Origin of the sequence: Streptococcus oralis ATCC 49296 (assembly GCF_000185265.1) — a bacterium.
Classification (GTDB): domain Bacteria; phylum Bacillota; class Bacilli; order Lactobacillales; family Streptococcaceae; genus Streptococcus; species Streptococcus oralis_BC.
The window spans coordinates 827,993-841,593 of record NZ_GL622183.1; the positions used below are offsets into that span (position 1 = coordinate 827,993).

Sequence of the window (13,601 nt, forward strand, 5' to 3'; positions counted from 1 at the left end):
TGGAAGATAGGAAACTACGGAGTCAAAAAAGAAATCAAAAAGATTAGGCAAACGCTTGCACTAAGTTTGAAAAAGCGCTATCATAGACTATAGATTATTAAAATAATGAGGTAAGAAGATGCAGGAAAAATGGTGGCACAATGCCGTGGTCTATCAAGTTTATCCCAAGAGTTTTATGGACAGCAACGGAGATGGCATTGGCGATTTGCCAGGAATTACTAGTAAGTTGGACTATCTAGCTAAGTTAGGGATTACAGCTATTTGGCTTTCTCCTGTTTATGACAGTCCGATGGATGATAATGGCTACGATATTGCTGATTATCAAGCGATTGCAGCTATTTTCGGGTCCATGGAGGACATGGAGCAACTCATCGCAGAAGCTAAGAAGCGTGATATTCGAATTATCATGGACTTGGTGGTCAATCATACCTCAGATGAACACGCATGGTTTGTCAAGGCTTGTGAGAATCCTGATAGCCCTGAGCGTGACTACTATATCTGGCGAGATGAGCCCAATGATTTGGAGTCTATCTTTAGTGGGTCTGCTTGGGAATACGATGAAAAGTCGGGTCAATACTATCTCCACTTTTTCAGTAAGAAACAGCCCGATCTCAACTGGGAGAATGAAAAACTTCGTCAGAAAATCTATGAGATGATGAACTTCTGGATTGATAAGGGCATTGGTGGTTTCCGTATGGATGTTATTGACATGATTGGAAAAATTCCTGATGAGAAAGTAGTCAATAACGGTCCTATGCTCCATCCCTATCTCAAGGAAATGAATCAGGCGACCTTTGGTGACAAAGATCTCTTGACAGTAGGAGAGACCTGGGGAGCAACGCCAGAGATTGCTAAACTCTACTCGGATCCAAAGGGGCAAGAATTATCTATGGTCTTCCAGTTTGAGCATATCTGTCTTCAATATCAGGAAGGGCAACCTAAGTGGCACTACCAAAAAGAGCTAAATGTAGGGAAATTAAAAGAAATTTTCAACAAATGGCAGACTGAGTTAGGAGTTGAAGATGGCTGGAATTCCCTCTTCTGGAACAACCATGACCTTCCTCGCATCGTCTCTATCTGGGGAAATGACCAAGAATACCGCGAAAAATCTGCCAAAGCCTTTGCAATCCTACTTCATCTCATGAGAGGAACACCTTATATCTACCAAGGTGAGGAGATTGGGATGACCAACTATCCGTTTGAAACACTGGATCAAGTAGAAGATATTGAATCCCTCAACTATGCGCGTGAAGCTCTTGAAAAAGGCGTTCCGATGGAAGAAATAATGGACAGTATCTGTGTTATTGGACGTGACAATGCCCGTACTCCAATGCAATGGGATGAGAGTAAAAATGCTGGCTTCTCAACAGGTCAACCTTGGTTAGCAATTAATCCAAACTATGAAGAAATCAACGTTCAGGAAGCACTGGCAAATCCAGATTCTGTTTTCTATACTTATCAAAAACTCGTTCAAATCCGTAAGGAGAACAGCTGGCTGATTCGAGCTGATTTTGAATTGCTTGATACGGCTGATAAGGTCTTTGCCTATATTCGTAAAGATGGCGACCGACGTTTCTTAGTTGTGGCTAACTTGTCCAATGAAAAACAAGATTTTTCGGTAGGAGGAAAAGTCAAATCTGTCTTGATTGAAAACACTACTGCTAAAGAAGCAGTTGAAAAACAGACCTTAGCTTCATGGGATGCTTTCTGTGTGGAACTAACGGATTAAAATAAGTGAACCTCAAGCCTTTGATGCTTGGGGTTCTTTTGTTGAAAAATATATAGAAAAGTCTTTAAAAAATATTTGTTAGAATTTTCTAAAAAATCTGGCGAAAGTCCTTGCTTTTATTAAAAAATAGGGTATAATGGTGAAAACACTATCTTTAAGGAGATTACTTATGAAATCGAAAAAGTGGCTCTTAGGAGCAGGTGCTGTTTTGAGTGCAGCTCTACTGTTAACTGCTTGTGGGCAAAGTGAAAAGAAAGCGGATGCTCCCAAAACATTCTCTTATGTCTACGCTATGGATCCATCTTCTTTGGACTATAGTGTGACGAGCAAGAGCTCAACCTCTGACGTTATAGCAAACGTTGTTGATGGTCTTTTGGAAAATGATAAGTATGGGAACTTAATTCCATCACTTGCAGAAGACTGGTCTGTTTCAAAGGATGGTTTGACTTACACCTACAAACTTCGTAAGGGTGTAAAATGGTATACTTCTGATGGAGAAGAATACGCTGAAGTTAAGGCCAAAGACTTTGTTACTGGGCTTAAACATGCTGCTGATGGAAAATCAGATGGTCTTTCTTTGATTCAGGATTCTATCAAAGGTTTGGCAGAGTATGTTAGTGGTGAGAGCAATGATTTCTCTACCGTAGGAGTTAAGGCTGTTGATGATTACACGGTAGAATACACGCTCAACAAACCAGAAAGTTTCTGGAACTCTAAGGTCACAACTGCAACCATGCTCCCAGTTAATGAAGAATTTTTGAATTCTAAAGGGAGCGACTACGGTGCACCAACCCCATCAGGTATCCTATATAATGGTCCTTATTTCTTGAAATCATTGACTTCAAAATCAGTCATTGAATATGAAAAGAATCCAAACTACTGGGATAAGGACAATGTCAAGATTGACAATATTAAACTAACTTTCTACGATGGATCAGACCAAGAATCCTTGATTCGTAGCTTTACACAAGGTTCTTATACAACTGCCCGTCTCTTCCCAACAAGTTCAAATTTTGAGTCAACTAAACAAGAGTACGGAGATAAGATTGTTTACAGTCCACAAGAAGCGACTAGCTACTACCTCACTGTTAACGTAAACCGCCAATCTTATAATAAAACAGCCAAAACAGACGAGGCTCAAAAAACTTCAACGAAAGAAGCTCTTCTCAACAAGAACTTCCGTCAGGCGCTGAACTTTGCTCTTGATCGTCATTCTTACACTGCTCAGTTGAATGGTGAAGAAGGTGCGAACAAGATTATCCGTAACAGCCTAGTGCCACATGACTACGTTCAAGTGGGTGAAAAAACCTTTGGAGAGTTGGCACAGGCAGAGCTCGTTTCATATGGAGACCAGTGGAAAGATGTAACCCTTACAGATGGCAAGGATACGATTTACAGTCCTGAAAAAGCTAAGGCAGCCTTTGCTAAAGCCAAGGAAGAATTGCAAGCCAAGGGGGTTACCTTCCCAATCCATTTGGATATCCCGGTTGAACAAACAGATGTAATCGCGGTTCAACAAACCAACTCACTCAAGCAGTCTATCGAATCATCACTTGGTACTGAAAATGTCATTGTTGATGTCCTTCAAATGACAGATAATGAAAAAATGAGCATTACGTCTCAAGCCAAGGTTCCATCCCAAAAAGACTATGACTTGAACGGAACTGGTTGGGGACCAGACTATCAAGACCCAGCTACCTACCTCAACATTCTTGATGCCAAGAAGGGTTCTGCCCTTAAACACTTGGGGATCAAGCGCGGAGGAGATCCAGAAGTGATGGCTCAAGTTGGACTGGACGAATACAAGAAACTCTTGGATGACGCTGCAGCTGAAACCAGCGACCTTAATAAGCGTTATGAAAAATACGCTAAAGCTCAAGCTTGGGTATCGGATAGTTCACTTTTAATCCCAGTTGCTTCTTCAGGTGGTTCTCCAACGGTTAGCCGTACTGTACCATTTACAAAAGCTTACTCTCAAGTCGGGATCAAGGGAGACCCATTTGTATTCAAAGGATTGGAGTTGCAAAATGACGTTGTGACTGCAAAAGAATACGAAGAAGCCTTCAAGAAATGGCAACAAGAAAAAATCGAGACAAATGCCAAATACCAAAAAGAACTTGAAAAACACGTCAAGTAATCTATAAACAGAAAAGGAAGTTGCAGGAAACTGTGCTCCCTTTTTTGTTTTAGACACCAGTTGTCATAAAGGCAGTAACTTTACATTTTTGAATAAATTTGATAAAATATGGTTATGTTATAAAAACTGACATAAAGGAGTGAATGATGATCAAACTGAAAAAAAGACTAATCGGGACAGGTCTTGTCTTAGCGACAGGGATTTTGCTCTCTGCATGTGGACAGTCCAACACAGATACTAGCACTTATTCATCAACATTTAGTGCGAATCCAACAACTTTTAACTATCTCCTAGATTATTATGCAGATAACACTGCCGTTATTACCAATCTTGTAGATGGTTTGTTAGAAAATGACAGCTATGGGAACCTCGTACCTGCTCTTGCGGAGGATTGGTCTATTTCATCAGATGGTTTGACCTATACTTACAAGCTTAGAAAAGATGCCAAGTGGTATACGGCTGATGGTGAGGAATATGCTTCAGTTAAAGCTCAGGATTTTGTCACTGGAATCAAATATGCCGCTGACAACAAGGGGCAAGCCATGGATCTGATCCAAAATTCAATCAAGGGATTGAATGACTATGTGACGGGTGTGACCAATGACTTTTCAACTGTCGGTGTCAAAGCCTTGGATGATTACACAGTCGAGTACACTTTGACTCGACCAGAACCGTATTGGAATTCAAAGACAACCAATAGTATCCTTTTCCCAGTCAACGAAGAGTTCTTGAAATCAAAGGATAAAGATTTTGGTACCTTGACACCAGATAGTATCCTTTATAATGGTCCATATCTGTTAAAAGATTTCACATCAAAATCTTCGATCGAATATGTGAAGAATCCACACTATTATGACCATGATAAAGTAACCATTGAAAAAGTTAAGTTAGCCTACTTTGATGGGTCAGATCAGGAGATGACCATTCGAAACTTTGAAAGTGGTGCTTACTCGATTGCAGGAGTCTATCCAAATAGTTCGAACTATGCTAAGACAAAAGAAACATACCAAGACAATATCGTCTATAGCTTACAAGACAAGACATCTTGGTACTTTAACTTTAACGTCAACCGCAAAACCTATAATCATACCGCTAAAACAACGGACGAACAAAAGAAATCAGCTCAAACAGCTATCTTAAATAAAAATTTCCGTCAGGCTATCAACTTTGGAATTGATCGAACAGCCTACTCTGCTCAATCTAACGGTGAAGAAGCAGCGAGCAAAACCCTTCGTAATACTCTGGTTCCCCCAACATTTGTTCAGGTGGGAGATAAGACCTTTGGAGAAGTAACAGCTTCTAAGCTTGTGAACTACGGAACTGAGTGGTCAGGTATCAATTTGGCAGATGCTCAAGATGCCTACTTTAACAAGGAAAAGGCCCAAGCAAAATTTGCGGAAGCTAAAAAGGAATTGGAAGCCCAAGGCGTGACTTTCCCAATCCATTTGGATGTCCCTGTTGATCAGACGAATAAAAACGCGGTTTCTGGTATGAACTCGGTTAAACAAACCCTTGAAACAGTACTAGGTTCTGACAATATCGTCATTGATGTTCAACAGCTTTCTACAGATGACTTTGGAAATGTTGCCTTTCTAGCACCAAATCCAGCAGCTCGTGACTACGACCTAAACTTTGATGGTTGGGTTGGTGATTACCAGGATCCATCAACTTATCTAGACCCCTTCAATGCTGAAACTGGCTTCTATCTCAAAATTTTTGGTCTTGATGCCAAGGAAGACCAAGAGCTCATTAAGAGTTTGGGGCTCGATACCTATACACAATTCCTGAAAGAAGCAGATGCAGAGAACAAAGATGTCGCTAAGCGTTATGAAAAATACGCTGAAGCGCAAGCTTGGATGATTGACAATTCTCTAGTCATGTCTGCTATGTCAAATGGTGGTACAGCCTCTGTAACTAAAGTAACTCCGTTTACACGTGCCTACTCCCTAGTAGGTATCAAGGGTGACGGAAATAATTATAAGTACATGAGATTACAAAAAGACCCTGTTACCAAGAAACAATTTGACGAAGCCAAGGCTAAGTGGGAAGCAGAAAGTAAAAAGGCTATCGAAAAGAGCCAAAAAGAGTTTGAAAACCACGTTAAATAAGATTATAGACAAGGTTGCCCCTGAGCGCCTTGTCTTTTTGTGCAGAATGGCATTCGGAACTTTGCCCATATTTGAGAGCAACTTAAGAGAACAAAAGCGAATGAAAACGCTGAAAATAGCAAGGATGGATGGAATTTCCATCATGATTGTGATATAATATTTATAACTATTAACGTGTATAGGGGATTATAATGAGTAGACGTTCAAAGAGAGCTCGTTTAGGGAATGTAAAACGAAATATTAATATAGTTTTAGCAACCATTTATTTGTTATTGAGTGGTTTTTTGTTGTTCTTAATTTTCAAACATAATATCCTAGCTTTTCGATACCTCAATATCCTTACGGCGGTTCTTATTCTCGTTTCTGCTGTAATTGCAATCCTCCTGATAGTGTATAAAAAAGCCGAGAAGTTTACGGTTTTCTTTTTGACACTTGCTATCGTAGTTAGCTCCGTTTCTCTTTATGCTTTGCAACAGTTTGTCGGTTTTACCAATCATATCAATGCGACCTCAAACTACTCAGAGTATTCGATGAGTGTGGTCGTTTTGAAAGATAGTGAAATCAATAATGTGACCCAGTTGGATAGTGTAACAGGTCCGACTGAAACAGATAATGATAATATCCAAAAGTTGGTGGCGGATATTAAGACGACACAGAGTAAAGACTTTACAGTTGAACAGAGTACTTCTTATCTGGCAGCTTATAAGAGTCTGCTTTCTGGCGAAACGAAAGCAATTGTCTTAAATAGTGTCTTTGAAAATATCATTGAAGCAGAGTATCCAGATTATGCTTCAAAAATCAAAAAAATCTATACAAAACAATTAACTAAGGATGTTGCGGCACCAAAGATATCGAAGAATAAAGCTTTCAATATTTATGTGAGTGGTATTGATACCTATGGTCCGATTAGTTCCGTTTCTCGTTCAGATGTGAATATTCTAATGACTGTGAACCGAGATACCAAGAAAATCCTTCTGACTACAACGCCTCGAGATTCTTATGTTCCGATTGCGGATGGGGGAAATAATCAAAAGGATAAATTGACCCACGCTGGTATTTATGGAGTGGACTCGTCGATTCATACTTTGGAAAATCTCTATGGTGTGGATATTAACTACTATGTGCGCTTAAACTTTACCTCTTTCTTGAAGTTAATTGACCTTTTAGGTGGAATTGATGTCTATAATGATCAGGAGTTTACAGCACATACTAACGGGAAGTATTATCCTGTTGGGAATGTTCATTTAGACTCTGAGCAGGCTCTTGGTTTTGTCCGTGAGCGCTACTCTCTAGCAGATGGAGATCGAGATCGTGGTCGGAACCAACAAAAGGTTATTGTAGCTATTATTCAGAAGTTGACGTCAACTGAGGCTTTAAAAAACTACGATAACATCATCAAGGGATTGCAAGATTCTCTTCAGACCAATATGCCTTTGGAAACCATGATGGATCTGGTTAATACTCAATTGGAGAGTGGTGGGAGCTACAAAGTCAACTCTCAAGACTTGAAGGGAACTGGACGCACGGATCTTCCTTCATACGCTATGCCAGATAGTAACCTCTACATGATGGAAATTGATGAAAGTAGTTTGGCCGCTGCGAAAGCTGCTATCAAGGATGTGATGGAGGGCAAGTAGCATGATAGATATCCATTCGCACATCGTTTTTGATGTGGACGATGGTCCAAAGTCGATAGAGGAAAGTAAAAAACTTCTTAGAGAGGCCTATAGTCAAGGAGTGAGAACAATTGTTTCCACTTCGCATAGACGAAAAGGGATGTTCGAAACTCCTGAAGAAAAAATCGCAACTAACTTTCTGAAGGTGCGAGAAATGGCTAAGGAAGTTGCGAATGACCTAATCATTGCCTATGGGGCAGAAATCTACTATACGCCGGATGTTGTTGAGAAGTTAGAAAAGAAATTAATCCCAACCATCAACGATAGCCGCTATGCTTTAATCGAGTTTAGTATGAATACACCCTATCGGGATATACATAAGGGGTTGAGTAATATTCTAATGTTAGGCATTACACCCGTCATTGCCCACATTGAACGCTACGATGCTTTAGAAAACAATGAAAAGCGCGTGCGAGAGCTGATTGATATGGGATGTTATACTCAGGTTAATAGTTCTCATGTTTTGAAACCAAAACTCTTCGGAGAAACCTATAAATTTATGAAAAAGAGAGCCCAGTATTTCTTGGAACGAGATCTGGTTCACGTGATAGCAAGTGACATGCACAACTTGGATCACAGACCTCCTCATATGGAGGAAGCCTATGATATCATTGCCAAAAAATACAGTGGAGATAAGGCTAAGGAACTTTTTAAGGATAATCCCCGAAAAATAATAATGGATCAATTGATTTAGGAGAAAAAATGAAAGAACAAAATATGATGGAAATCGATGTATTTCACTTGCTTAAAATCCTTTGGAAGCGAAAATTGTTAATTGCTTTGGTAGCATTCGTGACAGGGATAGTAGCATTTGCCTACAGTAGTTTTATTGTGAAGCCGGAGTTTACGAGTACGACCCGAATTTATGTGGTCAATCGTAATCAGGGAGATAAGCCAGGTTTGACCAACCAAGACTTGCAAGCTGGATCTTACTTGGTAAAAGACTATCGCGAAATCATTCTCTCGCAAGACGTTTTAGAGAAGGTTACGACTGATTTGAAACTAGAACTCCCTCCCAAAGGTCTAGCTAGTAAAATCAAGGTAACAGTTCCAGTGGATACGCGTATTGTATCGATTTCTGTTACAGACCGTGCACCTGAGGAAGCTAGTCGTATCGCCAACTCTTTGAGAGAGGTTGCGGCTCAAAAGATTATCAGCGTCACTCGGGTTTCGGATGTGACAACGCTTGAAGAAGCACGCCCAGCAACATCGCCATCTTCGCCAAATATTCGTCGCAATACCATGGTTGGATTCCTTGCGGGAGCGGTTGTGATGGTTGTCACAGTTCTCCTTGTTGAGATTTTGGATACACGAGTGAAACGTCCAGAAGATATTGAAGACGTGTTGCAAATTGCACTATTGGGAGTAGTTCCAAATTTGGATAAATTGAAATAGGAGAGAAAAATGCCAACGTTAGAGATTGCACATAAAAAACTGGATCAGGCAAGAAAAGCAGAAGAGTACTATAATGCCCTTCGTACCAATATACAATTGAGTGGGAATAACTTGCAAGTGATTTCTATTACGTCTGTCAAACCAGGAGAAGGGAAATCAACAACTTCTACCAATATTGCTTGGGCTTTCGCGCGTGCAGGCTATAAGACACTGTTGATCGATGCGGATATCCGTAATTCAGTCATGTCAGGTGTCTTTAAATCACGTGAAAAGATTACAGGCCTAACAGAGTTCTTGTCAGGCACAACAGACCTATCACAAGGTTTATGTGAAACCAATGTTGAAAATCTGTTTGTCATTCAAGCGGGCTCTGTATCACCAAACCCAACAGCTTTGTTACAAAGTGAAAATTTTGCGACCATGATTGACACCTTACGCAAGTACTTTGACTACATCGTTGTAGATACTGCCCCGATTGGAGTTGTTATCGATGCGGCGATTATCACGCAGCAGTGTGACGCTTCTGTTTTAGTAACTGCGGCTGGTGAAACAAATCGTCGTGATGTCCAAAAAGCTAAAGAACAACTCGAACAAACAAGCAAACCATTTCTAGGAGTAGTTCTAAATAAATTTAATACTTCAGTTGAAAAATATGGCTCCTATGGAGCATATGGGAACTATGGGAAAAAGTAGGGAATCTTGTAGTTGGAGAATTATCTAAGGGGATTATTACAAGGGGGAGTTTTAGGTGAAACAAAACAAGATCATCTATATTGCCTTCAAAAGGTCTATGGATGTATTTATCGGCTTGTTTGGAACGGTATTTATAGTTTTACCCTGTTCTCTGGTCATCTTTGTAATCTATAAAATGAAAGGTTACAAAGGAAGTATATTTTTTACACAGTGCAGAGCAGGTCTCAGAGGGAAAAAATTTAAAATCATTAAGTTTAGGTCGATGGTCGAGAATGCAGAAGAAATTCTGATTTCGAATAAGGAACTTTATGAAAAGTATAAAAAGAATAGCTATAAATTGCCACCAAATGAGGATCCACGACTTACAAATATTGGAGATTTTATAAGAAAAACAAGTATTGATGAGGTTCCACAGTTTATAAATGTACTACTAGGTGATATGAGTCTTATTGGTCCAAGACCAATTCTTGAAAATGAACTAGACGAATATACCGAGGATGAACAGGAAATTTTATTGTCTGTTCGTCCTGGGATTACAGGGATATGGCAAGTTTCAGGTAGGAGCGGAGTATATTATCCTGAACGTTGTGAGATGGAATTATATTATCCTAGAAATCAGTCTTTACGGTTAGATATCAAAATCTTCTTTTTGACCATTAGAAGAGTGTTATCCCGTGAAGGAGCTCATTGAGAATTCAAACTGAGTCGGCATAAAGTGAAATATATAAAGATAAAATTGAATACAAAAAGGATATCTTTGGTATTCAATTTTATCTTTTTGGGTCAAGATAGTTTTAGTGATAATCTATTTTGGTTGGATATTTTTTAATAGAGAATGATTACAATTTTGATTAAAAGGTAGTTGAGCTAGTTATGGATGAAGGGAATTGAATTAGGATATAGAAATGTCTAAAACGTATAGAATCATAGTTGCAACACATAAACGATTTCAAATGCCAGAGGATAAGGACTTGTATATCCCTATCCAAGTTGGTAGTGAGGGTAAGGAAGATTTAGGTTATCAACCAGATAATCAAGGAGTTCATATTTCTCACCTTAATCCTTATTATTGTGAATTAACAGGATTATATTGGGCTTGGAAAAATTTAGAATGTGATTATCTTGGATTGGTACATTATCGTAGATATTTCACATCAAAACGACACTCATATAGAGAAGCAATTAGTATGGATGACATTATTCTTTCAAAATCAGAAGTAAAAAACTTTCTGTCAAAATACGATGTTGTCGTTCCTAAAAAACGGAAATATTATATTGAAACACTATACTCTCACTATGCACATACTCACGATGCCAATCATTTAGACGTGACACGCCAGATTGTTAGCGAATTGAGACCGGATTATATCGAAGCTTTTGATCAGGTCATGAAACAACGCAGAGGCTATATGTTCAATATGTTTATCATGTCCAAAGAAAATGTAGCAGCCTATTGTGAATGGTTGTTCCCAATTATCGATGAACTCTATAGAAGATTGGACATTACAGACTATTCTGCTTTTGACGCTAGATTATTTGGTCGTATCAGTGAACGCTTGTTCAATGTTTGGTTGGCAAAACAAGATTTGCGGGTAAAAGAGATTCCGTTCATTTATATGGAAAAAATTGATTTGATTCAAAAAGGGAGGTCCTTTTTACAAGCAAAATTCTTTGGAAAAAAATATGGACAGAGTTTTTAGATAGGGATGAATAATAAGAATGAAATTAGTACTAAAAATAAAATCTGTACCAGAACTTTTGGCTCTTGTTGCTTTAGGGATATTTTTAACGGTTTCGATATTAAATGTAACTTTTTATGCTCGGTATCTGCCTGGAACAGTTTATAAATTAGCGATAGCTTTTTCCCTCTTTCTTTTGGTTATAAAAGAGTCGTTTAAGAGAAAATATGATTATAGAACTCTCATTGGTTTGTTTGCAACGATTTTAATTTATTTTATAGTGGGGAAAATGACATCTCTCAGTTCAGAACTTCCTGTAAGTATATTATTTATTTATACTTTACGAGATATTCCCTTTAAGAAGGTGGCGAAAACTTCATTAGTCGTTAGTATGTGCTTGTTGTTTTTTGTTATCATAAGCGCAAGATTAGGAATAATAACGAATTATATAGAAATTTCTGGTCCTCGAGTACGGGCCTACCTAGGCTTTAGATATGCTCTATTTCCTTCGGTTTTACTGATGAATATAGTTGCTATTGTGTTTTATTTAAAGCAAAACAAAATCCAATACTGGCAATGGCTACTGTTAGCTCTATCAGTTTATTGGGTATATGATCAAACGGATTCTCGTTTAACATTTTATAGTTCCTGTGTATTGCTGGCATGCAGTTTGTTAATAAAATGGTTTCCGAAACTATTTTCAAAGTTAGGATATGTGATTAAAGTTTTTAAACCAACCTTTATTGTAAATGCAGTTATTAGTTTTTGGGTCTCCGTTACCTATCTCAATTCAAGTCATTCTTTTATCAATGATCTTCTTTTTAAAGTGAATCATATGTTAGGTGGTCGGATATACTTGGCTAATAAATCTTTAAATCTCTATGGTTTTGGATTTTTTGGACGACCAGTTTACTGGAATGGGAATGGTCTGACTGTTGAAGGTGTTAGAAACTATCAGACCTATCTGTATGTGGACAATTTGTATGTCCAAATTTTACAGAGATTTGGCCTACTCATCCTGGGATTAATGGTCTCAGTTCTATCTTTGACACTACTTAAAGTCATTAAGAAACGCCAGTGGATTCTTGCTCTGATTTTGATATTAATGAGTTTTCACTCTATGATTGATGATTTGAATTTCTATCTTCATAACAATATTTTTTGGATATTAGTAGGTGTTTTAATAAACTCGGATTATCAGTTTTCTGATGAAAGCGATGAAGATCAAGGGGGACGTTCGTTTGAAAAAATCGTATAGTGAAATGGTAAGAAGTATTTAACGAGAACTTAAAAGAGCATAGACTGAGACGACGGTTTAATTTCGATTTATTTATATAGGAGGAAAGTATGTCGGATATCAAAATCATTCAAGATAAGATTTTATCTATTTTGAAAGAGTTTATTAATATTTGCGAAGAAAATAACCTAACCTACTATGCTCTAGGTGGGACCTTGTTAGGAGCGGTACGTCATAAAGGTTTCATACCTTGGGATGATGACATCGATATCGGTATGCCGAGAGAAGATTACGAAAAGTTTAAAAAAATAGCTTCAAATGTCTTGCGGGAAAACTACAAGTTTTTAAGCGAAGATACATTAAACTATAAAAAAGCTTTCTCTGTGATTCGAGATGATTCTACAAAAATCATCATGAATTATAGTAAAGAAGAATTGGTAGAAAGTTTGTGGATAGACATTTTCCCGCTAGATGGTATGCCCTCTAACGCTTTAAAGAAAAAAATTCATTCTTTGAGATACTTGTACGCAAGGATGATGGTTCAACTCTCGCAATTCAATAGTTTGGTGAATCAGAAAAAAGAAAATCGACCATTCATTGAAAAGATAATTATTGCTTTTGCGAATGCTGTTAATATTGAGAAGATTATTTCCTTTACATGGGCTCAGAAAAAATATTTACAAACGATAAAAAAATATTCGTTTGATGAAGCTTATGCAGGAAATTATACGGGAGCTTACAAATTAAAAGAGATAGTACCGAGTGAATACTTTGGAGAACCAGTCCTATTACAGTTTGAAGATCTTAAACTTTGTTGTCCTTGCAAATACAAAGAATATCTAATAGCCATTTACGGAGCGGATTATATGCAATTGCCACCAGAAGACAAAAGAACTCTTCACCACTACGAGATTATATCACTGGGTGAAAATGAAGGGGAAGTGTAG

The 13,601-nt window shown here is 38.2% G+C and carries 11 protein-coding genes; all 11 read left to right on the forward strand.

The genetic code is table 11. The features are described from left to right. Positions 1 to 118: 118 nt before the first annotated feature. The 11 genes from HMPREF8578_RS06365 to HMPREF8578_RS06415 all read left to right on the forward strand — a co-directional run bounded on the left by HMPREF8578_RS06365 (position 119) and on the right by HMPREF8578_RS06415 (position 13,601). Positions 119 to 1,729, forward strand: coding sequence for a glycoside hydrolase family 13 protein (locus HMPREF8578_RS06365; RefSeq protein ID WP_001156775.1), 1,611 nt, complete (start codon positions 119 to 121; stop codon positions 1,727 to 1,729). Between the two features lie 169 nt (positions 1,730 to 1,898). Continuing rightward, entirely contained in the window at positions 1,899 to 3,866 is a 1,968-nt protein-coding gene (locus HMPREF8578_RS06370; RefSeq protein ID WP_000837396.1) for a peptide ABC transporter substrate-binding protein, read from the forward strand. Between the two features lie 146 nt (positions 3,867 to 4,012). Then, positions 4,013 to 5,974, forward strand: a complete 1,962-nt coding sequence (locus HMPREF8578_RS06375; RefSeq protein WP_000593537.1) for a peptide ABC transporter substrate-binding protein — start codon at positions 4,013 to 4,015, stop codon at positions 5,972 to 5,974. A gap of 191 nt (positions 5,975 to 6,165) precedes the next feature. Continuing rightward, positions 6,166 to 7,611, forward strand: coding sequence for an LCP family glycopolymer transferase CpsA (gene cpsA, locus HMPREF8578_RS06380; protein WP_000091223.1), 1,446 nt, complete (start codon positions 6,166 to 6,168; stop codon positions 7,609 to 7,611). Between the two features lies 1 nt (position 7,612). After that, positions 7,613 to 8,344 carry a capsular polysaccharide biosynthesis protein Cps4B gene (gene cps4B / locus HMPREF8578_RS06385; protein ID WP_000565333.1) on the forward strand — a complete coding sequence of 244 codons (732 nt, stop codon included), beginning with the start codon at positions 7,613 to 7,615 and terminating at the stop codon, positions 8,342 to 8,344. A gap of 8 nt (positions 8,345 to 8,352) precedes the next feature. Beyond that, the gene (gene cpsC / locus HMPREF8578_RS06390) at positions 8,353 to 9,045 is read left to right on the forward strand and encodes a capsular polysaccharide biosynthesis protein CpsC (protein WP_000664127.1); all 693 of its coding nucleotides are present in this window, start codon (positions 8,353 to 8,355) and stop codon (positions 9,043 to 9,045) included. Positions 9,046 to 9,054: 9 nt separating this feature from the next. Continuing rightward, positions 9,055 to 9,738 carry a tyrosine-protein kinase gene (locus HMPREF8578_RS06395; protein ID WP_001142498.1) on the forward strand — a complete coding sequence of 228 codons (684 nt, stop codon included), beginning with the start codon at positions 9,055 to 9,057 and terminating at the stop codon, positions 9,736 to 9,738. A gap of 97 nt (positions 9,739 to 9,835) precedes the next feature. Then, entirely contained in the window at positions 9,836 to 10,429 is a 594-nt protein-coding gene (locus HMPREF8578_RS06400; RefSeq protein ID WP_413470353.1) for a sugar transferase, read from the forward strand. Between the two features lie 214 nt (positions 10,430 to 10,643). Beyond that, positions 10,644 to 11,438: a DUF4422 domain-containing protein gene (locus tag HMPREF8578_RS06405; protein WP_002892984.1), complete on the forward strand. Its 795-nt coding sequence runs from the start codon at positions 10,644 to 10,646 to the stop codon at positions 11,436 to 11,438. Positions 11,439 to 11,457: 19 nt separating this feature from the next. Continuing rightward, positions 11,458 to 12,675, forward strand: a complete 1,218-nt coding sequence (locus tag HMPREF8578_RS06410) for a hypothetical protein (protein ID WP_000780145.1) — start codon at positions 11,458 to 11,460, stop codon at positions 12,673 to 12,675. Positions 12,676 to 12,764: 89 nt separating this feature from the next. Next, positions 12,765 to 13,601: a LicD family protein gene (locus HMPREF8578_RS06415; protein ID WP_001280057.1), complete on the forward strand. Its 837-nt coding sequence runs from the start codon at positions 12,765 to 12,767 to the stop codon at positions 13,599 to 13,601.